Consider the following 22,015-nt stretch of genomic DNA (forward strand, 5'->3'; position numbering starts at 1 on the left):
ACGTGGAGATACTACCATATCAAACGAAAATATGGTATGATAACAATAGAAAAGAGAAAAGGAAAAATTCCTTTTTCCGTGCTAAAAATAACCGATAAGGGGGATATCGCGGTGATGGTCTCCAAAACACCGTGTGTGCTGGTTTGTGTAACCGGCCAGAAAGATTGCGTACGCCTGATCGAAACAGGCGTTCAGATTGCTGGACAGCTCCAGAAAATTCCGGTTCGGGTGCTCAATGTCCAGCCTGCATGCGCAGGATATGAAACAGATGGGGAAGAGCTCGAATACCTTAGGCAAAAGGCACGGTCCGTCTCTGCGGATATGACCGTATTCTTCAACGACGATCCGGCGCTGATTACCGCTGGTTTTGTCAAACAGACCGGTGCGGTTCAGATCGTCACCGGAATGGCGGGAACGCCGACAAACGGGTTCATCGACCTTTTGCATAAGCTGGTTCCGGAAATTACGATTTCCATGGTTTCAAAAGAAGGAAATATTTACCACATCTATCCGGAAAGCGTTCCGAATGGGGTAAGACTTCTTCAGAAAACCGCAGCGGAAGCGACCTGAAGTTCTTTTGGCCGGGGTTTGCAGCCCCGGCTTTTTTGCGGAATTTGGGAAATGCAGTTTGTAGTTTTTGAAAACTTGTGGTACTATGAAGTATCGGGTGCGGCGATGTTCGCCGATCCTGTTTGGAAGTTTTAAAATCCGCATGCAACGGTATGCTGCGGATGTGGATTTACGGAGGGATCCATTGTGTCAGATGTTTTGCTTTTTGACGGTGCGTTCGGAACCTATTATCATGCGCTGCACGGCTCCGCCATGGCGCCGGAGCTCGCCAACCTTCACCGGAAAAATGCGGTCTATGAAATTCATCGGGAATATCTGGCTGCCGGTGCACAGGCCATCAAAACCAATACATTTGCGGCAAACAGCGCACTCAGCACAGATTCTTCCCTTTTAGGGGAGATTATCAAAAACGGCTATGAAACCGCTGTGCTTGCTGCTGGGGGGAGCGAACGGGTCTTTGCAGATGTCGGCCCGATCCGTTCGGAAAACGCTGCATATGAATACGGACGGATTACAGAGCAGTTTTTATCGCTCGGCGCATCGAATTTTCTGTTTGAAACGCAGCAGGAACTGGAACCGCTCAAGGCATCAATCCGTCGGATTCAAGCCGTCCGGCGCAATGCCAGAATCTTTGTTTCGTTTGCCGTGTCGCTGGATGGATACACCAAGGCGGGCGGCTTTTACAAAACGCTGATTGCAGAGGCTCTTGCTGCCGGTGCAGATTATGCGGGAATGAACTGCATTTGCGGGCCGGCACATATGCTGGAGCTAATCCAGGATTTGGATGCGGAAGATCAGCCGCTGCTCGCAATGCCGAATTCCAGCTATCCGTCCATGGTGAACGGACGTACGGCCTATATCGATAATCCGGACTATTTTTCAGACTATCTGGTGAGGCTGTATCAGTGCGGTGTGAATGTGCTTGGCGGATGCTGTGGAACCACGCCGAATCACATTCGTGCTGCGGCGGAAAAGCTGCGCGCCGCGTCCGGAATCAAACGGCTGCCGGTCAGAAAAAAGGCAGAGCCGCTCAAAACGGCAGAGCCGAAAGGCTTTTTGATAGAAGACCGAAAAATGATTGCCGCAGAGCTTTCCCCGCCGATCGATACAGATATGACCTATCTTCTGGGTGCCGCGGAGCGTCTGAAGGCCTGCGGCGCAGATTATATCACCGTGCCGGATTCTCCGCTTGCCAAACCGCGTGCGTCCAGCGTGATGACGGCGGCGCGGATCCAGCGGGAAATCGGCATCGAAACCATTCCGCATGTAGCCTGCCGGGACCGAAACCGTATTGCGCTTCAGGGAGAGTTGCTTTCCGGAAATATGGAAGGTCTTCGGAATATTTTGGCTTTGACCGGCGATCCGATCCCCGATACCGCGCGCGATGGAAACCCGAGCGTGTTCGGATTTAATTCCTTCCGTCTGATGGAGTTTGTCCGGGCGCTCAACAGTGATTTGTTTGCGGACTCGCCTTATCGAATCTGCGGCGTTCTGAATCTGAATGCGCGAAATTTTGATGTGGAACTCCGGCGTGCGGAGGAAAAAATTCGGAACGGTGCGACGGTTCTGTTTACCCAGCCGGTTTTTACCCGCCAAAATGCCGAGAATTTGACTGCCGCACGGCAATCACTTTCCTGCATGCTAATGGCAGGCATTATGCCGGTTGCCAGCTACCGGAACGCGCTTTTTCTAAACAATGAGGTCGCAGGCATTGAGGTGCCCGCACGGATTCTTACGTTGCTGAAGGATAAAAACGCGGAAGAGACAAAAGAAATTTCGGTCGGTTTCTGCAGACAGCTGATCGATCGAGTTTACGATTCCTGCGACGGATTTTATCTCATTACGCCGCTGAAGAAATTAGAATTTACAGAAATGCTCATAGAGTATATCAGGGGGAAAGAACAATGATTACCATTGGTGAAAAGTTAAACAGTTCCATTCCGAAGACGCTGGAAGCGATTTCCGCGCACGATGAAGCGTATCTGATCGAGATGATCCGTCTGCAGGCACAGTGCGGCGCGGATTATCTGGACTTGAATACCGCGGTGGCCGGAAATGAAGCGGCGGACATGGAGTGGTTAATCGGACTTGTGAAAGACCACTGTGAATGCGGAATTATGATTGACAGCCAGAATCCGGAAGTCGTGCGCACGGCGCTTCCGCTGTGTACAGGACGTCCGGTGATTTTGAATTCTGTCACGCCGAGTCCGGTGTTTGAGCCGCTTTTTTCATATTTGGCTGAGTGTGGTACCGGGGTTGTCTGTATGCCGGCCGGAGAATTCGGCCTTACCCAGAGCGCGGAGGAGCGGACAAAAACGGCGCAGGCGCTCTGTGAAAACTTAGTGCTTGCCGGAGTCCGGCGGGAAAATCTGTATGTCGATGTGATGGTAGAGGCGCTTGCAACAGCGGATCAGGCAGCGGTTACGGCGCTTGCCACGCTGCGGGCGGTTCGCGCACGGATTTCCGGTGTCCATACGGTTTGCGGACTTTCCAACATTTCCTTCGGGCTGCCCCGGCGCGGACTGCTGAACCGGGCGTTCCTTGCGATGGCGATGGCGGAAGGGCTGGACAGCGCAATTCTGGACGTCACATCGCCTTCGATCCGGGAAACGCTGGCAGCTTGCAAGTCTCTGTTCGGACAGGATGAATTTTGCATGGACTATATCGGATTTGTCCGGGAAACAGCCCAATAAAGCTGTCTGTATTCGGTAGGGTTTCCTAAAATGAGCACGTGTAAAATTTTAGGCTCCGGATTCATTGACAAAGAAAATTTGCTGTGCTATCATGAAGCAGAACCATAACAGGAAAGGGATGTTTCGCATGGCAGAAGTTTGGATTATGGGAGAAATGCTCGTCGAAATCATGCGCCCCGAAGCGGATATGCAGCTTTATGAAGCGGGTGTGTTCCGCGGTCCGTTCCCGAGTGGCGCGCCGGCTATTTGTATTGATACGGTTGCCCGTCTGGGACACTCTGCCGGCATCATCGGCGGCGTCGGAAAAGACGATTTCGGAAAATGTTTGCTCGATCGCCTGAAAAGAGACGGCGTGGACTGTTCCCATGTGCTCGAGAGCGACGAGAATTCGACCGGCTGCGCATTTGTCACGTATTTTAAGGACGGTTCCCGGAAGTTTATCTACCATATCGGCAATACGCCTGCCGCACAGGCGAAAGCGCCGAAGATGGACGGCATGCAGGATGCAAAATATTTCCATATCATGGGATGTTCCCTCATGGCACAGGATGCATTCGGCAAGGAAATCGTCAAAACCATGAAAGCGTTTTACAAACAGGGAACCAAGATTTCGTTCGATCCGAATATCCGTCCGGAGCTTTTAAAAAGCAAGGAAAGCCTCAAGCTCGTACAGGAAGTCCTGGAGCATACCAGCGTGTTCCTGCCGGGTGTTCCGGAAATCTTACAACTGACCGGAAAAGATACGGTAGAGGATGCGGTGAAAGCCTGCTTTGAAAATCCGAACATGGAGATTATCGCGCTGAAAAACGGCTCCAAGGGCTGCATCATCTATACGCGCGAGGAGTCCTTCTCCATGGGTGTATATCCGGTGCAGGTTGCAGATTCGACCGGCGCAGGCGATAGCTTTGACGGTGCGTTCCTCTGCGGTTTGATTGAAGGCCGGAGCCTGAAAGATACGACCTGTCTGGCAACGGCTGCTGCTTCCCTCAATACGGCGGCATTCGGCCCGATGGAAGGAAAGATTTCCAAGGAGACCGTTGCAGAAATGATTGCAAACGGTAATCTGTAAAAGAATTTGTAAAAAATGGATTTCGCGCACCCTCTATACAGGGTGCGCGATTTGTTTTATAATAGAGATATTCCGGTTGAAACCGCAGACAGGTTTTGCCGGATCCGGATTTCCAAAACAGTCTGTAACGGAGAAATGGGGGACGGCATTGAAACAGGGATATCGGCTGATCTGCATGGCTTTGGGACTTTTTCTGCTGCTGGCAGGGACAGGCTGTTCGGCTGCACCGGAAGCGGTGGAGGCCGGCGGTATTTTATGGTTTTGCCAGCCTGCTTCCGGCGGGACGCTCTGTGTGGAACCCGCGTATGATTCATTGGGAGATACCGGGCGGATTTTTCGTTCAGATTTAAGCGGAAAAGTCATTGTGCCGGAGGAAATCGATGGAAAGCCGGTCACGGAACTTGCCGACCGCGCCTTTTTCGAGAGCGAGGAGACAACCGAAATTGTGCTCGGTGAGGAAATCCGTACCATCGGAAAAGAGTGTTTTTATGGCTGCACGGCGCTCCGAACGGCGGAACTGCCGGCGTCTGTGCGCGAACTGGGAGAAAATGCCTTTTCGAAAAGCGGAATTGAGCGGCTCTCTTTTCCGGAAAGTTTGCGTACGATCGGCCGGGAGGATTCCCTGCCGTTTTATGGATGTCAGTCGCTTAAGGAAATTCTGGTAGATCCGGAAAATCTGTATTATTTTTCAGAGGGCGGCGTATTGTTTTCCAAAAAGAAAAAGACGCTTTTGTGTTATCCTGCGGCAAAGCAGGGGAGCTCCTATGTGATTCCGGATACGGTGGAAAAATTGGCGCCGGGATCCTTTTGGATGTGTACGAATTTGGAGACGCTGACGATTCCTGCAAGCGTTCGAAAGATGGAATGCCGGTTTGCGGATTGCCATGCGCTAAAGATGCTCATGGTTCCGGAGGATCGGCTGGAGGATGACCAGGAGCATCCAGCGTTGGAAGGTTTTACCGGAAAGCTGGAGGGGTACACCCGTTAGGAAAACAGGCGGCTTGGTAGTGGAGATGGAGTAGGTGGAAATCATGCAGGAAGAACAGCGCGCAGAGACCGAGGCCAGTGTGGCCGATGAACGCTCTGTGTCGGTTGCACCGGTCGGGATTTGGACGCCGGTATTGGAAGCAGGAAGTCTGCGCGGAGAGGCGGCGCAGACAAAGGGTGTCTGGAGATTGGCGGCTCCGACCGGCATGTCTGCGCCGGAAGCAGCTGCTGCGGTTTTGTCGGAGGCGATTGCTTCCGGGAAACAGGTGTTGTTCCTTCCGCAGCAGGAAGAAACAGCAGCTGCAGTAAAACAATGTTTGCGGGAGGAAGAGCTCAATCTGTTTTGTGTTTGCCTGGGTTCCGATTCGGCGCAGACCGTTTTGGAAAAGCAGGAAACACTGAAAAAAGAGATCGATCAGGCGCTTCCGGGTCTGCAAAAAACCTGCGCAGAGGAACGGGCAAAGCAGGCCGATTGGATTCGGATTTTATATGGAAAGCGGAACGGCGGGTGGCCGCTGTGGGAGCTTGCCATACGATATGAGACTTACCGGGATGCACCAGGCGGTATGGCATTTTCCCTCAAAGAAATTTCAGGCGTGAGCGCAAAGACGGTGAATGACTGGAACGGGCTGCTGCTCCGGCTGGTTTCAGCAGCACAGGCAGTCGGCCATCCTTGCGGCCATGTGCTCTCCGGAATCGGACAGACACAGGATTCCCGTCAGCTGCGGGTATATGCGCCGCAGTCCCTGGTGCTTTACCGGGAAGCGCTGGAACAGGTCAAGCAGCGTGCGGCTGCGCTGTGTGATTCGCTGCAGGAACCGGCGCCCACGACCAAAGAGGCGTTGCTGCAGCTCTATACCTTCAGCACGATTCTTTCGGAGATGAAGAGCCTGCCGGCGTCCTGGATGGGGATGACCGATTTCACAGGTTTTTTACGGAAGCTGCGCGAAATGACCGTACACGGGAAACGCGAGCGGGCGCTTTTCTCTGAACTTTCCAAGGACTGGCTGCAGGATTTACTGCGTCAGGACGGCACGATGCTTTTGGAGGATTGGGAAAAATCCTGTGGAAAATGGTCTGTTTCGCGAAATATGGAGCAAAAACGGATTTTAAAGCACTTGGCGCCGTATGCCCGGCACCCGATTGGCAAGGAGACCATCGGACCGGCCATGGAAAAGCTGCGTTCTTATCAGAAAGAAAATGATGCGGTTGCAAAGCTGCTCTCCGGATGCAGAGGCGCGCTTTCCGGGCTGTATCAGGAACAATATACGGATTGGAATGCAATCGAACGCCTGTGTGCGATTGCAGAGTCCTGCGACCAAAAACTCCGCAATACGGGCTGTATGGCGCTCTTTCAAAAAAGTGCGCGTGTGGACTGGAAGGCGGCGCAGGCATTCGCCGGAACCTGGCGGACTTTTTCAGAGATGCAGGCGGGTGTGTACCGGCTCTTCCGGATTACGGACCAGCCTGCGCGGGAAGGCGAAACGTATCTCGAAGCGCAGCAGCGCGCCTGCGAGATTTGGCGGACAGGACTGCCGATGCTTTCGGCGTGGGTGCAGTGGCAGGCAGTTCGGGAAGAGGCAATCGCGGCGGGGCTTCAAACCGTCGTGACCGCTTATGAAGCAGGGATGGCGCATGAAGAGATTGTGCCTGCGTATGAAAAGGCGCTTTTTGGCGCGCTTATGGAAGAGGCGGTTTCCGGAGAACCGGCAGCGGGTTCTCTTTCCGAAAAACCGGCGGATGTCCTTGCTGCAGAACTGCGGAAAAAAGATCTTGCATGCAGAGCGCTTACCCGAAAAGAATGGCGTTCCCGTGCGCTTTGCCGGGCGTCGGAGATTTTCCGAAAGGCTTCTGCAGGCAAACAAACGGAGCCCACGCCGGATGCAGAAAGTTCAGAGCAGGCAAATCCTGTTCAAGGCGCGCAAATGCCGGTCTGCGTGCTGGCGCAGCCGGGAAAGCTGCCCGATATCCGCGATGTTGCGCAGAGCAGGTTTTCCTGTGTGCTTGCAGAGTGCGATGCATCGGAGACGCCGAAATCGAGCCTTTCTGCATGGGCAGATACCGTGCTGTTGCTTTGATTTAAAAAGGAAGATAGACGAAAAAATCGGCATTCTGGCGATAGCGTCAGGATGCCGATTGCGTTTTGTTTTTTTATTTTATAAAGATGCTTTCTGTTCCGGGTTGCTGATCCGGTAGCATAGGGTCATCAGGCTGTCGTTGAGATGGACGTTTTCTACAATGGCATCGCTGTATTCCATGGCAATGTCATAGTGCGTAAAATTCCAGAAGCTTCTGACGCCGCAGGAATAGAGCGTGTCGGCAATCCTGCCCGCAGCGCTTAGCGGGACACAGATTGCTGCCATGACCGGTTTTTCCCGCTTGCAGAACGCTTCCAGTTCTGCGACATCAAAGACCGGGACATCGTGGATAAACGTCCCGATTTTTTGCGGGGAATTATCGAAAATTCCAGCGAGAAAAAATCCGTGCCGTTCAAAGGAAATATGCGAGGTGATTGCCCGGCCGAGGTTTCCGGCGCCGACGACGACCGCTTTATAAGCGTTGTGAAGGCCCAGGATTTCACCGGTTGTTTCCCGGAGACGGCTGACCATATACCCGTATCCCTGTTGCCCGAATTCGCCGAAGCAGTTAAAGTCCTGCCGGATCTGAGAGGCATTTACGCCCATGCGTGCGGCAAGATCTTTGGAAGAGATCCGAACGATCCCGTGGGATTCCAGCAACCCTAAAAACCGATAATAACGCGGAAGCCGCCGAATAACGGACATGGAAATTTTTTCGCGTTTTGCCATATACTGCGGCGCACAACACTGTTTGTGCTGCCGGTTCCCTCCTCTTTGCAAGATAAGCCCGGACAAACAGGCAAAATTATGAGAAAAAAATAACAGTTCTATTATCGGCGAAAATGAAGAAAAAGTCAATGCTTCTGCAAAATGTGACGGCGGATGTTGCGGCGTGCAGAAGAATCGGATTTTTTGCGAACGTTTGTACCGGATTTTCCTTGATGAAATGGAAAATGAATGCTATAATAAAATGGATTTCCGTTCATGTATGAAAGCGGCCGATTCCGGAACACTATGTTTCAGGAGGTGGCTTTGAGAATGGATACGAAGAATCAATATGAAGAAGAACAGACCGGCACAGAGGACGCGAAAAATGAGGGCAGTCCTGCTGATCGGATCAAAGAATCCGGTATGGTCGTTACCGACAACGGCGGACACCGGATTCAGTGTCTGACCATTATCGGGCAGATTGAAGGGCATTATATCCTGCCTTCTCAGAACAAAACGACAAAGTATGAACATGTCATTCCGCAGCTTGTGGCCATTGAGGAGGATCCTGAGACCGAGGGCCTTCTGATGATCCTCAATACTGTTGGCGGCGATGTGGAGGCAGGACTTGCGCTGGCAGAGCTGATTTCCGGAATGCGGAAGCCGACGGTGTCGCTTGTTCTGGGCGGCGGACACTCGATCGGCGTGCCGCTTGCCGTTGCGGCAAAACGTTCGTTTATTGCGCCTTCTGCGACGATGACCATTCATCCGGTTCGGATGAATGGAATGATGATCGGTGTGCCGCAGACGTTCGAATATTTTCAGCGGATGCAGGATCGAATTACACAGTTTGTGACGCAGAATTCCCGAATTTCCCCCAGACGGTTTTATGAGCTTTCGATGAATACAGAGGAACTCGTGATGGATGTTGGGTCGGTTCTGGATGGGGAAAATGCCGTGCGGGAAGGGCTGATTGACGAATTGGGAAGCCTTTCCGATGCGATCAGTTGCCTTTACGGTATGATTGAAAAACGGCGGCAGCCCAAAAATGCGCAGGTGCGTCCGGAGCGGCGGTCCTTCCGGAAAAACGGATCGCAATAAAAAGGTTCTACCCAGGCGGGAATTTTCCCGCCAATTACATAATCGGAGGCAGATAACAGTGACGGTAGTAGAAGCGATTATTGAAGGAATTATTCAGGGAGCGACGGAGTTTTTGCCGGTTTCCAGCAGCGGCCATCTTTCCTTGAGCAAACATTTTTTGGGAATTTCCGTAGACGGCCTGCTGTTTGACGTCATGCTGCATGTCGGTACGCTGGTTGCGGTACTGGCGGTTTATTATAAGGTGGTTCTGCGCCTGATTGTGGCGTTTGGACTTTTGGTAAAAGATTTGGTGACCGGGCAATTTCGGTGGAGCCGGATGAACGAAGACCGCCGGCTGCTGATCATGCTGATCATTGCGCTTGTTCCACTGTTCTTGCTGTTTTTGCCGGTGCCCGGAACCGGTATGAAAGTCAAAGATTTTGCGGATGTCTTTGCCACGGATAACGACATCGTTCTGGAAGGCTGCGCGTTGATTGTAACCAGCATTCTGCTGACGCTTGGAATCCTTGCCAGCCGCAGATCCCAGGGAGCGCATCTTGTCATGCGGAAAAAATATGAACATAATGGCCGAGAAGCGTTTCGGGTCAGCGATGCGATTGCAGTCGGCGTGACACAGTGTATTGCAGCGGTATTTCCTGGCGTTTCCCGTTCCGGTTCGACGCTTTCTGTTGGACTGATGCGCGGCGTCGACCGGCAGGCAGCGCTGGATTTCTCCTTTGTTTTGGGAATTCCCTCTATTCTGGCGGCTTCTGTTTTGACCGTGAAAGATGCAATTCACGAAAATGTTGCAGTCGAAGCTGCGCCGCTGATTGCCGGAATGGTTACGGCGGCAGTGGTTGGGTTCCTCGCGATCAAACTGCTTCGCTGGATGGTAACCACCAATAAGCTGCATGTATTCGCATGGTATACGCTGATCCTCGGTATTGTATCGGTTGTGGTCGGCGTGATTGAGCATACGACCGGCGTCAATGTATTTACCGGTGCGGCAATTACGTTTTCATGAGGAAAACGCGTAACAAAAAGCGCGTTTAGAAGGGAGGCCCCGGAGAGGTATGGCCGAAAAGAAAAAATCGGCAGCAGGAAAAAAGACGGCAGAAAAAAAGAAATCTGCACCCCGAAAAAATGCGTCGGCCAAACAGCGGAAACGCCAGCCTGCGGCAGAAACGCGCAAGACTGCGGCCAAAAACCAGGCTGTGCGGGAAAAGCCGCAGCGGACCCCGGAGCAGATTCGCCAGAGAGAGCAGCGAATGGCAATCGTGCTGTTTGCGTGCGCGCTGCTGACAGGATTTTTGGTGTTCGTAGAGGGCGAGTCTGTATGGCGCTTTTTACATAACCTGATTCTCGGATTGTTTGGCGCCTGCGCAATTCTGTGGCCGATCTTCCTTTTGTATATTGCGGTTGTCACGACGCTGGAGCGCCGCGGAAGCCGGTTGCGTACCAAAATGTGGCTGACCGTGGCTGTGATTTTGATGTTTTGCTCGGCGCTTTATATTTTCCGTTCCGGACAGATGCCGCAGAATGTTTCCTACTGGGAAATGTTGGGGCTTCTCTATCAAAAAGGCGTGGATCATGAAAGTGTCGGACTTGTCAGCGGGATCATCGGATTCCATATGGTTGCAGCTTTTGGGGATATCGGTTCGAAAATCGTTGTGGTTTTGCTCCTGTTTGTGGCGGTGATGTTCCTGACGGGAACCAGTTTGATTCAGCTGTTTCGAACGGTGACGAAACCGGTCAATAAAGTGGCGGAAAATATTACCACGACGGTCCGGCACCATAACAGGAGCCGGGACCCGCTTGCTTCGGATATTGATATTCCGCTTGGTCCGGATCCTGAGACGGATTCGGAACCGCCGCGTACAGCCGAAGCGCTTTTGCGTCCGGCGCGGAACGAAAAGCTGGAGCGTCTGCAAAAGGTGTTTGGAATCCCGGATCCGGAATTTGAGGAAGAACCAGAGCCGGAGGAGCCGCTTGCCGCGATGCCGAAGCCGGCAGCGCCGCCACCGATTGTTTCCGATACAACCGTTGAGGATATTCAGGCGGCCCTGCACGGCCGTGCAGCAGGCAAAAAGCAACCGGAGCATTCTGTAAAACCGGAACCGCCTCCCAAAGCGGTCATGCTTTCCAAGCCGGAGCTGCCCCCAAAAAAGGACATCCCCGAGCCGCCGGTCAGCGTGCCGGTGCAGACGACGATTTTTCCGGATCATCCGCCGCAGGATGGTCAGTATCATTTTCCGCCGCTTTCCATGCTGGAGGTCAGCAAAAAGCAGGATGCTGCGCTGGAGACCGAAGAATTGCAAACCAATGCAAAGCTTTTGGTCGATACCTTGAAAAGCTTTGGCGTACAGACCAAAATTCTGGATATCTGCCGCGGCCCGTCGGTTACCCGCTATGAGCTGCAGCCTGCGGCTGGAGTGAAAATCAGTAAAATTACCAATCTTGCGGACGATCTGGCTATGAACCTGGCAGCTTCCGGCATCCGGATTGAAGCGCCGATTCCAGGGAAAGCGGCTGTTGGAATTGAGGTTCCGAATAAACACCGGAGTGTTGTACGGATGCGGGATTTGATTGTATCCAACAGCTTTGCCTCTGCAAAAAGCCGGCTGACCGTAGTACTCGGGCGTGATATTGCCGGGCAGGTGGTTGTGGCGGATCTTGCCAAAATGCCGCATCTTCTGATTGCCGGAACGACCGGCTCCGGAAAATCGGTGTGCGTCAATTCTTTTATCATCAGCATTTTGTATAAGGCAACGCCCGATGAGGTCAAATTCGTTATGATTGACCCCAAAATGGTAGAACTTCCGGTTTATAACGGCATTCCGCACTTGCTCATCCCGGTTGTGACGGATCCGCGAAAAGCAGCCGGCGCTTTGAATTGGGCGGTCGGCGAAATGATGAAACGGTATCAGCTTTTTGCGCAAAACAATGTCCGCGATTTGACCGGATATAATAAACTGGCCGCAACGGGACAGATTCACGATGAAAACGGGAACCCCGCGGAAAAAATGACGCAGATCGTGATTATTATCGACGAGCTTGCGGATTTGATGATGGTTGCGCCGAACGAGGTCGAGGATGCAATCTGCCGGCTGGCACAGCTTGCACGTGCAGCGGGCATCCATCTGGTTGTGGCAACACAGCGGCCTTCGGTTGACGTCATCACGGGTCTGATTAAGGCAAATATCCCGAGCCGTATTGCGCTGACGGTGGCGTCGCCGGTGGACTCCCGAACCATTTTGGATGTCGGCGGCGCAGAAAAGCTTTTGGGCTACGGTGATATGCTTTTCGCACCGGTCGGATCGATGAAACCGCTCCGTGTGCAGGGGTGTTTTGTCAGCGACGAGGAGCGGGAGTCCGTGATCAATTTCATCAAAGAAGTGCAGACACACGAGTATGATGAAACAATCATGGAGGAAATCGAAAAAGGCGCAGTGGCAGATCCGGAACAATCGGCGTCTGACGGCGAAGACAGCTTTGAGGATCCGATGATGCCGGAAGCCATTAAATGTGTGGTTGAGGCCGGGCAGGCTTCTACCTCGCTTTTGCAGCGCAGGCTGCGTTTGGGATATGCACGCGCTGGAAGACTGATCGATCAAATGGAACAGGTCGGCATTGTCGGGCCGCATGAAGGTTCCAAACCGCGTCAGGTGCTGATCACATATCAGCAGTGGCTGGAAATGAATATGCAGAAGGCGGATCAGTCGGAATAAAAACGAGACTTCGATTACGGATTATGGATCAGACGGAAGGTTGGAAAAAATGAGAACATTAACGGTGGAGCGTTTGGACAGCGTCTATGTGTTCTGCTCAGATGCGGAAAAGAAACTCTATGCGATTGAGCAGAGCGAACTTCCTGCCGGCGTTGCGGTCGGAAACCTGCTGACAATTGACGATGAGGGAACCATTACCATTAGTAAGGATAAGCCGGCAGTTCGCCGAAAAGAACGATAGGGAGGAATCTGTTGTGTTAAAAGGGATCCCCAGCATTTTGTCGCCGGAGCTACTGAAGATTTTGATGGAAATGGGTCATGGCGACGAATTGGTAATTGCAGATGGGAATTTTCCCAGCGCCTCACATGCTCAACGCCTGATTCGGTTGGACGGCCATGGCGTACCGGAGATTCTGGAGGCGGTTTTGCAGCTGTTTCCCTTGGACACCTATGTGGAACAGCCTGTGGCGCTCATGGAAGTTGTCCCGGGAGACGCAGTCGGAACACCGGTTGTGTGGAGCGAATATGAGAAGATCATTCGCGCTGCCAAGGAGCCGATGGAAAACGGGTTTGCCTTCTTGCCGCGGTTTGATTTTTATGATCGTGCAAAGACTGCATACGCGGTAATCGCTACCGGGGAAACGGTACTGTACGCAAATATCATTTTGAAAAAAGGCGTTGTGGCAGACTGATTTTCAGCCTTTGAATCCAAACAAAAAAGAGAGCCCTTGACCTGCATCGAACCGAGCAGGCCAAGGGCTTTTTTGCGGAATCTTATATAAAGAAATTACTGATCTTCTTCCGGAAGGGCGATTTTTTGACTGACAGAGACTTTTTCGCTGTAGCAGGAGAAAACTTTCTCGATGCGTTCCGAATCCGGCTTTTTACTCAAAAGGCTGACGACCGGCACTAGAACCAGTCCGGCAAGCATGGCAAACGCACCGGCATTGATCGGAGACTGCAGCAGCGGCGGGAAGGCTCCGCGGAACAGCATATTGGCCAGCATAATCACAGAACCGCAGAGGAAGCTGACCCAAACGGCTGCTTTTGAGGTCCGTTTCCAGTAGAGCCCATAGAGGAACGGCGCCAGAAACGCACCGGCAAGCGCCCCCCAGGAAATGCCCATCAGCTGGGCGATGAAGGTGACAGAGGAGTGATACTGAACAAGTGCGATTACAACGGAAATCGCAATGAAAAAGACAATGAGAATCCGCATGATGAGCAGCTGCTTTTTCTCGCTGAGGTTTTTGACCAGAAATCCGCGGATAAAATCGAGCGTCAACGTAGAACTGGAAGTCAGAACCAGAGAGGACAGCGTGGACATGGAGGCGGAGAGCACCAAAATTACGACAATGCCGATTAAGATGTCAGAAAGGCCGGAAAGCATGGTGGGAATAATGGCGTCGTAGCCGTCAGCGGCAATATCAATTCGGTCGGAGAAGAGACGGCCGAATCCACCGAGGAAATAGCAGCCGCCCGCAACAATGATGGCGAAAACCGTGGAAACCACCGCACCGGTGTTGATGGCTTTTTCGCTCTTGATGGCGTAAAATTTGTGAACCATCTGCGGAAGCCCCCAGGTCCCCAGAGAGGTCAGCACAACGACGCCGAAAAGTCCAAGTGGATCGGGTCCGAAAAAGGAAGCGAAAGCGCCCGGCTGCGTGGTAACGGAGGAATCCTCAATTTCCGCAAGGCCCTGCAGTGCTGCCAGAAAGCCGCCATGGCCCTTTAAAACGGCGGCAATCACCGCAACAATGCCAAACAGCATGACGATTCCCTGAATGAAATCGTTGATTGCCGTCGCCATATAGCCGCCTGCGATAACATAGATGCCGGTTAATACAGCCATGACGATGACGCAGACAGAATAGTCAATATGAAATGCCATCCCGAACAGGCGGGAAAGACCGTTATAAAGCGAAGCGGTATAAGGAATCAGGAAAAGGAAGACAATCACAGAGGCAGCAATTTTGAGCGCTTTGCTGTCATAGCGCTTTCCGAAAAATTCCGGCATAGTGGAGCTGTCGAGATGATGGGTCATGATCCGTGTCCGGCGGCCAAGAACGACCCAGGCCAGCAAAGACCCGATCAGCGCGTTCCCGATGCCGATCCAGGTGGAGGCGATTCCGTATTTCCAGCCAAATTGCCCGGCATAACCGACGAAAATAACAGCCGAAAAATAAGAGGTTCCATACGCAAACGCGGTCAGCCACGGCCCGACGGAACGGCCGCCCAGGACGAATCCGTTGACATCCGTTGCGTGTTTGCGCGTGTAGAATCCGACGCCGATCATGACGCCGAAAAAGACCGCCAACAGAAGAAGTTTGATCCACATAATCCGAAGCCCCTTTGTTTTGCTTGTTTTATCGCATTTATGTATTGATGGTTTTTGTCATCGATGCTTTAAAGCGATAAACAATGGTATTATAGCGCGGTTTGCGTGTTCTGTCAAGCCATGCGAAAGGCCCCGGCAAAAAATTGCCGGGGCCCGAGAGGGGTCATGCTTGAGCAAAAGGATCAGTGGCGGGGCTTGCGTGTTTTCCGATCGCAAACGTGTGGGATTTATAAAAGATTGCTCAGAAAACCGTGGAGATCTGTTTGGGGCAACCGTCCGGGGAATAGCGGAACGCATCCATGTGCCGCCCCTCGAAATAGTATTTTGGCGGAATCGGCTTGTAATGATAGCTGAAGGTGTCAATAATGACAAGTTTGATTTTCATGCGCGCCGGCAGGATGCTTTTGATATAGACGCTTGCCTGCTGCCCGGGAAAAACGCCGGGACGGGCTTCAGCTAGCCCCGCAAGATTCGGCGTCAGCTCAATAAAAATTCCATAAGGCTCTACGGATCGGACGATGCCTGCAACGGTTGCACCGACGGAAAACAAGGCGGCGTTTTCTTCCCAGGTGCCCAAAAGTTCTTTGTGGGACAGGGTGATTTTTCTGTTTTCTTTGCTTTTGATGATGGCACGGATGTCCATGTCCGGAAAAAACCGTTCACGCGGATGTTCAATTCTGGAGATTGAAATGCCGTCAATGGGAAGCAGAGAAATCAGGCCGCAGCCGATGTCCGCAAACGCGCCGAAGGGTTCGAGGTGGGTAATTCTTGCATCCACAACATCTCCGGGGATCAGGGATTCGATGAAATCGTGCAGACAGCGCTCCTGCGCTTTCCGGCGGGAGAGGGTTGCGCAAATTTGACCGCCGCTTTTTTCAATATCTGTAATCACGAAACAGACCGGACGGTTGACGCGGGAAATCAGTGCAATATCCCGTACCGTTCCCTCACGGATGCCGATTGCGCCCTCTTCACGCGGAATGATGCCCCGGATGCCGTTTAAATCGACAAGCAGGTTGTGCGCACTGTCACAGACCAGTGCGCGTCCTTCTAAAATACGGCCCTCACGCATGGCGTCCGAGAGCGCGGAAACGTTTGCCGTTGCAGCGCGGTTTTGAAAGGTATTGATAAGCCATCCTTCGGGATAATATGCCATTGTGTTTTCCTCCTTATCCGTCCACAATGCCATCTATATGCGCATAGAAGGGCGCTTAACACACGAGGAAGGAAACTTTTTCTTGCGCATGGGGCGAGAATGCGTTAGAATAGAGGCATTACAGAAATAGAGAGGAATATACCATGAAAAAATGGATCGCCGGCTTGTTCGGCATACTGACAGTGTTCTCGATTTGTACCGCCTGTTCCGGCAGCGGGGAAGACAATGTGACGTCTGCCGCATCGGATGGTTTTACGACCATCGTTGCACAGGAAGATGTCAAGGCAGGAAAAAGTGACAAGAAAAAAGCGGTTGGATATCAGCTGGATCTGCCCGAAGCAGGTGAGGAGATTGCGGTGATGACTACAAATATGGGCGTCATCAAGATGCGTTTTTTCCCAAATGCCGCGCCGAAAACCGTTTATAATTTTAAAGCGCTGGCCGCTTCCGGTTACTATGATGGGCTGACTTTTCACCGTGTGATTAACGATTTTATGATTCAGGGCGGAGATCCCAAGGGGAACGGAACCGGCGGAGAGAGCATTTGGGGCGAAGCGTTTGCGGACGAATTCAATGCGAATTTGCTCAATCTTCGCGGCGCGGTCGCGATGGCCAATTCCGGCCCGAACACAAACGGCAGCCAGTTCTTTATCAACCAGGCGGCTGCGTCGAGTTTTGGCGGATGGGATCTTTATCAGCAGTATTACGAGGCCTATCAGCAGAATGCTGCTGCCTATGATGCAGCCGGTTACAGCTTTATTGATATGGATAAAATCACAAAGCAGGTAAAAAAAGCGTACGAAGAGAACGGAGGAAATCCGAATCTCGACGGCGCCTATTCCACGTCCGGAAAGGGACACACGGTGTTTGCGCAGGTGTTTGAGGGCATGGAAGTGGTAGATGCCATTGCGGCAGTTGCAACGGACGAAAATGACAAACCGACGACAGATGTCGTAATGGAGCGCGTGGAGATTGTCCCGTACGAGGGATAAGCTGCATGTTTGCGTGTGAAATCCGGAAGGGCACGCAGACGCCGGTTTCGACATTCATCGCGAAGCGGCGCGGTATCAGCGCATGTTGCGCGGCAGCAGTTTTTTGCGAAGAATTGCGGAAAAATGAGAAATTTTAAAACGGCCTGAATCCTGGATTACCACAGGGTTCAGGCCGTTTTTTGTCGTTGAAAACAGCGCGTTCTGCTGGAGGAGATGCCGCACAAAAAGCAGGAGGCGCCATATTAGATGCGCAAACGCGAGATATACAGGTAAACTGGGGATACATCGGTTTGACGAGTTCGCCGCAAGAAGCTGTTTGCGGGCGGCCGCGTATTCGGGTACTGTCAAGATTTATGCGCAAAAAGGTTTGCAGTTTACACAGAATTTGGGATTGACCCAGTAAAAACGAAATCGTTCACTGCTCTATATCTCTTTACATCGTTCGGCAGACAAAACAAATGCTCCTGCTATGACAATTCAAAGCAGGAGCATAAATAAAATAGTCGCTAAAAACAGGGCCTAAAACTAAAAATCTATTTCATCAGGATTCTCCGCGAATCCGACACAACCCTTCAAATCTGCAATCAGCTTTACATCTTCCTCTTCCAATTCAAAGTCAAACACATTTAAATTATCTTGAATACGGGATGGTGTGACGGATTTCGGCAGCGGCAGATAACCTCTCTGCAAGCTCCAGCGGATACAGATTTGCGCAATACTGCGTCCATATTTTTCCGCAAGCCGTTTCATTTCAGCTACATCAAAAATCTTTCCAATTCCCAGTGGGCTGTATGCTTCCAAAACCATGTCGTGGGCACGGCTGTAAGCAACGACCGGATCCTGTGTATCGCCGGGGCAAAGCCGGATCTGGTTGACCATCGGCGCAATGGTGGCGGTCTTCAGAAGCTCCTCAATGTGATGCGGCCAAAAATTGCTCAGTCCAATCGCGCGTATTTTTCCTGCCTTGTATAATTCTTCAAAAGCTTTCCAGGTTTCAGCGTTTGCCGTTTTCCAGTTGTCCCGGAATGCAATTGGATTTGGCCAGTGAATGAGATACAGATCAAGATATTCCGTTTGCAGTTTTTTCAGGGTCTGTTCAAACGAAACCATCGTTCTGTCATAACCATGTTCTGGGTTTGCAAGTTTTGAAGTAATAAACAGTTCTTCTCTTTTAACGCCGCTTTCCCGTACAGCGTCTCCGACGCTCTCTTCATTTCCATAAGCTTGAGCGGTGTCAATATGACGGTATCCAGCCAAAATTGCAGCTTTTACAGATGCAGCTTTTACAGACGAAACGGCAACATCCCCATCAGGCGTCTGCCAGGTTCCGAACCCGATGCATGGAATTTCAACGCCGTTACTCAATTTGTAGCAATCTGTAGCTTTTTTCATGATAGACCCTCCTTATTTTAAGTTTGATATCATTATAAAGGTTAAAGTGCCCTTTAAGTCAAGTCCAATTTAAAAAATAATGATGCTGGAATTTTACAAACGTATACAAAACACAGCCACCGGCTGTGCCGGGGTATTTCATATGCGGGCATAGCCCTCTATTCCTCGCTTACGCGTAAAACGCGTAAGTACGATCTGCCAGCCGCGTAGGATTGTTACTTGCGACCCGTAAACGGGCTATACGACGGGATTCTTAACTGTTCGCCCATCTTGTATTCCTTTAGCTGGTCCTCGACATACTCTTTAATTCGGCTTTCATTCTTTCCGACCGTGTCTACATAATAGCCCCGGCACCAAAATTCCCGGTTCCGGAATTTATACTTTAGTTCGCCGAATTGCTTGTATAGCATTGTGCTGCTCTTGCCTTTGAGGTTCCCCATAAAGCTCGATACTGCTATCTTTGGTGGGATTTCGACGAATAGATGGATGTGTTTCGGGCATGCTTCCGCTGCAATCACGTTTACTCCCTTCCATTCGCATAACTGCCGCAGAATTTTCCCTACTGCTGCTCTCTTTTCGTAATAGAATACCTTTCGACGGTACTTTGGTGCAAACACAAAATGGTATTTGCAATTCCATTTTGTATGTGATAAACTGTTGATGTCATTCATTCCCATATTGAATGCCTCCCTGTTATTTTTATTGTGCAGTTGGCAGACCGCTCAATAATTTTAGCAGGGATTTTTCCTTATCGCCATAGGCTTTTTTGAACCTCTCGCTTAGCGAGTGGTTTTCGTTATACAACAAAGGCGGGAGTATCATTCTCCCGCCTTATATACATCGGTTTGACGAGTTCGCCGCAAGAAGCTGTTTGCGGGTGGCCGCGTATTCGATGGCGATCGGAGAGAATTCACCCTGCAATTTTCATCGTATAATTTGCCGGGAAACCCTTCCGAAAGCGGGTGGAACGGTTTGCTTTGCGGGGAATTATCGCAAGCAAAAAAATAGGAAAACAATCACAGCGCTGTTCGGAGTCTTGCCGCTAAAAATGAGAAAAACGCAGAAAGAATACAGCGTTTATCCGGCAGGTTCCGGAAAAAGCTGCGCGTTTCCGAGAGACTGAAATTCCGTCATGCATCCCCGATACCGCAGGGGGAGATGCCCGCGCTGACATCCGGGATTGCGGCGCGGCTTGATTTCAATCGTTTCATGAAACTGCCGCCAAAGTGCGCGCCAAGTCTCCTCTTCTCTTGACGCTTCCGGCAGTTCAATGGCTTCTGCCGCAGCAAACCGGCACGTATAAGGCCGGTAGAGCAATGCAACTTTGTGCGTCCGATCGTGAATGAAAAAGTGTTCTTCCGGAAAGCGTTCGCAAAAATGCTGTGCCAGAAGCGGAAGCACAAAGTTTTTGGGTTCGATTTCTGCGACCAGTGAGCCGTCATAATCGGAAAATCGAACGAATCCGCTTAAAAGATGCGCTTCTTGATTGAGATGCAGAACGGCTTTGGAGAGAACGGAGACGGTATCATTTGTCAGCATCTGCAAAACGGACGGGCCGTGCGTAAAACCCAGGCGCAGAAAATTCAGAATCAGCAGCGCCCGGCCGGGGAGACAGGTCAAAAAGGCGCGGCGCACGAAGTCAAGTGTTTCAGTCCCTAGTTTTCGTACGATTGCCTGGAGAACCCGCTGCGATTTTTCAGGATCCGTCCGGATTTCTTTTTGGCGGAACAGTGTTGCCTGCGGTTCGTCGAATGGCACGACCGCGGTGGGATATTCTTTTTTTAAGAAGCTTTCAAAAACACAGCAGAAGATCCCGTCCAGGCTGCCATCGAAAAGATAAATGAGTTCCGCGCTCATATGGCGCCTCCTTTTAAAAAGCGAATTTGTTGTGGATCCTGAAACAGGCTGAGCTGTTGCGGGACTTCCTGCAGACGTGCATTTTCAACACCGGCTTCAGAAAGCATCGCGCGCAGGACGGCGCTTTCGGTGATTTTCAGGCCAGCCGGCGGTTTTCCGCGGCAGGTGACAAAATACTGCGCGCGTTTTAAGACCACGCCGAGTTTTTTGAGCGCCGGAAAATCCAAAACAGCTGTCCGGCGCGCAGCCAGGATGCGGCGCGCGCTTTTGACGCCGATTCCCGGAACCCGCAGCAGGGTTTCGTATGGTGCACGGTTGACTTCCACCGGGAAAAAAGCGGGATGATGCAGCGCCCAATTGCATTTTGGATCTAAAAGCGGATTAAAGCTCGGGTTTGTTTCATCGAGCAGTTCACCGGCGTGAAACCCATAAAACCGCAGGAGCCAGTCCGCCTGATACAGCCGGTGTTCCCGCAGCAGCGGCGGTTTGCTGTCCAAAGCGGGCAGAAGTGCATTTTCCGCTACCGGAATATAAGCGGAAAAGAAGACCCGCTTTAGCTGATAGCGCTTGTAAAGCCCTTCTGTCAGCTTTAAAATCTCATAGTCGCTTTCCGGTGTGGCGCCGACAATCATCTGGGTGCTTTGTCCGGCCGGCGCAAACTGCGGCGCGTTTCGATAGAGCGCAAGTTCTGTGGAAGCTTCGGAAATGCGATCCCGAATGAGTCCCATCGGCTGCAGGATGGACTGCTTTGATTTCTGCGGCGCGAGCATCTGCAGACTTTTTTGGGAGGGCAGCTCAATGTTGACGCTCATTCGGTCGCTGCATGCGCCAAGTTTGGCAATCAGTCGGCTGTCGGCGCCGGGAATCGCCTTTGTGTGGATGTATCCGGAAAAGCGGTATTCTTCCCGTAAAAGACGGAGAACTTCCGCCATTCGTTCGCAGGTATAATCCGGGTTTCGAATGACGCCGGAGCTGAGGAACAGCCCTTCGATATAATTGCGCCTGTAAAAATTCATGGTCAATTCTGCAAGTTCACGCGGCGTGAAGGTGGCGCGTGCCGTTTCGTTTGAGCACCGGTTGACGCAATAGCTGCAGTCATAAACGCAGGCATTGCTCATGAGAACTTTGAGCAGAGAAATGCACCTTCCGTCTCCGGAAAAACTGTGACAGATTCCGCATGCAGTCGCATTTCCAATTCCGCCGCGTGAAGCTTTGCGGTCGGTACCGCTTGATGTACAGGCGACATCATATTTGGCAGCATCGGTTAAAATTCGCAGCTTTTCAAAGAGGTCCACTTGGCATCACTCCTTTCGCGATCTCTATTGTATCACGGAACATATGTTCTTGTAAATAGAAAAACGAATAAACGT

Annotated in this window: 19 protein-coding genes; 12 read left to right on the plus strand and 7 right to left on the minus strand. The window is 51.6% G+C overall.

The genetic code is table 11. The features are described 5' to 3' along the window. The first annotated feature begins 114 nt into the window (after window positions 1-114). From IAG03_RS05805 to IAG03_RS05830, 6 genes are all read left to right on the plus strand, one after another. Window positions 115-570: an adenine nucleotide alpha hydrolase family protein gene (locus IAG03_RS05805; RefSeq protein WP_249319204.1), complete on the plus strand. Its 456-nt coding sequence runs from the start codon at window positions 115-117 to the stop codon at window positions 568-570. A gap of 186 nt (window positions 571-756) precedes the next feature. Next, window positions 757-2,478, plus strand: coding sequence for a bifunctional homocysteine S-methyltransferase/methylenetetrahydrofolate reductase (locus IAG03_RS05810; protein WP_249318968.1), 1,722 nt, complete (start codon window positions 757-759; stop codon window positions 2,476-2,478). Further along, a complete protein-coding gene (locus IAG03_RS05815) occupies window positions 2,475-3,263 on the plus strand; it encodes a dihydropteroate synthase (RefSeq protein WP_249318973.1) in 789 nt (262 codons plus the stop codon). Before IAG03_RS05810 ends, IAG03_RS05815 begins: the two co-directional genes overlap by 4 nt. Before the next feature lie 127 nt (window positions 3,264-3,390). Further along, window positions 3,391-4,332, plus strand: a complete 942-nt coding sequence (locus tag IAG03_RS05820) for a sugar kinase (protein WP_249318975.1) — start codon at window positions 3,391-3,393, stop codon at window positions 4,330-4,332. A gap of 148 nt (window positions 4,333-4,480) precedes the next feature. After that, window positions 4,481-5,320: a leucine-rich repeat domain-containing protein gene (locus IAG03_RS05825; RefSeq protein ID WP_249318977.1), complete on the plus strand. Its 840-nt coding sequence runs from the start codon at window positions 4,481-4,483 to the stop codon at window positions 5,318-5,320. Window positions 5,321-5,354: 34 nt separating this feature from the next. After that, window positions 5,355-7,397, plus strand: a complete 2,043-nt coding sequence (locus IAG03_RS05830; RefSeq protein WP_249318979.1) for a hypothetical protein — start codon at window positions 5,355-5,357, stop codon at window positions 7,395-7,397. A 78-nt stretch (window positions 7,398-7,475) separates the two neighbouring features. Here IAG03_RS05830 and IAG03_RS05835 read toward each other — a convergent pair whose 3' ends face one another. Further along, entirely contained in the window at window positions 7,476-8,126 is a 651-nt protein-coding gene (locus tag IAG03_RS05835; RefSeq protein WP_249318981.1) for a redox-sensing transcriptional repressor Rex, read from the minus strand. Window positions 8,127-8,435: 309 nt separating this feature from the next. Here IAG03_RS05835 and IAG03_RS05840 point away from each other — a divergent pair, with 309 nt between their 5' ends. Genes IAG03_RS05840 through IAG03_RS05860 form a run of 5 tightly spaced genes read left to right on the plus strand, consistent with a single transcriptional unit; the run spans window position 8,436 to window position 13,605 of the window. Beyond that, complete coding sequence (locus IAG03_RS05840) at window positions 8,436-9,206, plus strand: ClpP family protease (RefSeq protein WP_249318982.1); 771 nt, start codon at window positions 8,436-8,438, stop codon at window positions 9,204-9,206. Between the two features lie 58 nt (window positions 9,207-9,264). Then, complete coding sequence (locus IAG03_RS05845; RefSeq protein ID WP_249318985.1) at window positions 9,265-10,209, plus strand: undecaprenyl-diphosphate phosphatase; 945 nt, start codon at window positions 9,265-9,267, stop codon at window positions 10,207-10,209. Window positions 10,210-10,258: 49 nt separating this feature from the next. Then, window positions 10,259-12,913: an FtsK/SpoIIIE family DNA translocase gene (locus tag IAG03_RS05850; RefSeq protein ID WP_249318987.1), complete on the plus strand. Its 2,655-nt coding sequence runs from the start codon at window positions 10,259-10,261 to the stop codon at window positions 12,911-12,913. A gap of 49 nt (window positions 12,914-12,962) precedes the next feature. After that, window positions 12,963-13,154 (plus strand): DUF3006 domain-containing protein, encoded by a 192-nt coding sequence (locus IAG03_RS05855; RefSeq protein WP_249318989.1) that lies wholly within the window; start codon window positions 12,963-12,965, stop codon window positions 13,152-13,154. 13 nt (window positions 13,155-13,167) lie between these two features. Next, a complete protein-coding gene (locus IAG03_RS05860; protein WP_249318991.1) occupies window positions 13,168-13,605 on the plus strand; it encodes an RbsD/FucU domain-containing protein in 438 nt (145 codons plus the stop codon). A gap of 95 nt (window positions 13,606-13,700) precedes the next feature. Here the strand turns inward: IAG03_RS05860 and IAG03_RS05865 are convergent, their stop codons facing one another. After that, window positions 13,701-15,248, minus strand: a complete 1,548-nt coding sequence (locus tag IAG03_RS05865) for a sodium:solute symporter family protein (protein ID WP_249318993.1) — start codon at window positions 15,246-15,248, stop codon at window positions 13,701-13,703. 241 nt (window positions 15,249-15,489) lie between these two features. Then, window positions 15,490-16,404 (minus strand): S1 RNA-binding domain-containing protein, encoded by a 915-nt coding sequence (locus tag IAG03_RS05870; RefSeq protein ID WP_249318994.1) that lies wholly within the window; start codon window positions 16,402-16,404, stop codon window positions 15,490-15,492. A gap of 143 nt (window positions 16,405-16,547) precedes the next feature. Here IAG03_RS05870 and IAG03_RS05875 point away from each other — a divergent pair, with 143 nt between their 5' ends. Beyond that, a complete protein-coding gene (locus tag IAG03_RS05875; protein ID WP_283243027.1) occupies window positions 16,548-17,396 on the plus strand; it encodes a peptidylprolyl isomerase in 849 nt (282 codons plus the stop codon). Between the two features lie 525 nt (window positions 17,397-17,921). Here the strand turns inward: IAG03_RS05875 and IAG03_RS05880 are convergent. The 4 genes from IAG03_RS05880 to IAG03_RS05895 all read right to left on the minus strand — a co-directional run bounded on the left by IAG03_RS05880 (window position 17,922) and on the right by IAG03_RS05895 (window position 21,940). Beyond that, window positions 17,922-18,788: an aldo/keto reductase gene (locus IAG03_RS05880; protein ID WP_249318996.1), complete on the minus strand. Its 867-nt coding sequence runs from the start codon at window positions 18,786-18,788 to the stop codon at window positions 17,922-17,924. Between the two features lie 215 nt (window positions 18,789-19,003). After that, window positions 19,004-19,459 (minus strand): IS200/IS605 family transposase, encoded by a 456-nt coding sequence (tnpA, locus tag IAG03_RS05885; protein WP_249319208.1) that lies wholly within the window; start codon window positions 19,457-19,459, stop codon window positions 19,004-19,006. 406 nt (window positions 19,460-19,865) lie between these two features. Further along, entirely contained in the window at window positions 19,866-20,645 is a 780-nt protein-coding gene (locus IAG03_RS05890) for a TIGR03915 family putative DNA repair protein (protein WP_249319003.1), read from the minus strand. After that, window positions 20,642-21,940 (minus strand): putative DNA modification/repair radical SAM protein, encoded by a 1,299-nt coding sequence (locus tag IAG03_RS05895; RefSeq protein WP_249319005.1) that lies wholly within the window; start codon window positions 21,938-21,940, stop codon window positions 20,642-20,644. The genes IAG03_RS05890 and IAG03_RS05895 overlap by 4 nt, the downstream gene beginning before the upstream one ends. Window positions 21,941-22,015 lie beyond the last annotated feature (75 nt).

The sequence above is a fragment of the Yeguia hominis genome (genome assembly GCF_014384705.1).
GTDB classification, from domain to species: Bacteria; Bacillota; Clostridia; order Oscillospirales; family Acutalibacteraceae; genus Yeguia; species Yeguia hominis.

What these genes read in the sequence shown, in the direction of transcription:
- IAG03_RS05805 (WP_249319204.1), top strand. Translation starts at nt 115, where the DNA reads ATGGTCTCCAAAACACCGTGTGTGCTGGTTTGTGTAACCGGCCAGAAA.
- IAG03_RS05815 (WP_249318973.1), top strand. Translation starts at nt 2,475, where the DNA reads ATGATTACCATTGGTGAAAAGTTAAACAGTTCCATTCCGAAGACGCTG.
- IAG03_RS05820 (WP_249318975.1), top strand. Translation starts at nt 3,391, where the DNA reads ATGGCAGAAGTTTGGATTATGGGAGAAATGCTCGTCGAAATCATGCGC.
- IAG03_RS05835 (WP_249318981.1), bottom strand. Translation starts at nt 8,126, where the DNA reads ATGGCAAAACGCGAAAAAATTTCCATGTCCGTTATTCGGCGGCTTCCG.
- IAG03_RS05840 (WP_249318982.1), top strand. Translation starts at nt 8,436, where the DNA reads ATGGATACGAAGAATCAATATGAAGAAGAACAGACCGGCACAGAGGAC.
- IAG03_RS05850 (WP_249318987.1), top strand. Translation starts at nt 10,259, where the DNA reads ATGGCCGAAAAGAAAAAATCGGCAGCAGGAAAAAAGACGGCAGAAAAA.
- IAG03_RS05855 (WP_249318989.1), top strand. Translation starts at nt 12,963, where the DNA reads ATGAGAACATTAACGGTGGAGCGTTTGGACAGCGTCTATGTGTTCTGC.
- IAG03_RS05865 (WP_249318993.1), bottom strand. Translation starts at nt 15,248, where the DNA reads ATGTGGATCAAACTTCTTCTGTTGGCGGTCTTTTTCGGCGTCATGATC.
- IAG03_RS05870 (WP_249318994.1), bottom strand. Translation starts at nt 16,404, where the DNA reads ATGGCATATTATCCCGAAGGATGGCTTATCAATACCTTTCAAAACCGC.
- IAG03_RS05875 (WP_283243027.1), top strand. Translation starts at nt 16,548, where the DNA reads ATGAAAAAATGGATCGCCGGCTTGTTCGGCATACTGACAGTGTTCTCG.
- IAG03_RS05880 (WP_249318996.1), bottom strand. Translation starts at nt 18,788, where the DNA reads ATGAAAAAAGCTACAGATTGCTACAAATTGAGTAACGGCGTTGAAATT.
- tnpA (WP_249319208.1), bottom strand. Translation starts at nt 19,459, where the DNA reads ATGAATGACATCAACAGTTTATCACATACAAAATGGAATTGCAAATAC.
- IAG03_RS05890 (WP_249319003.1), bottom strand. Translation starts at nt 20,645, where the DNA reads ATGAGCGCGGAACTCATTTATCTTTTCGATGGCAGCCTGGACGGGATC.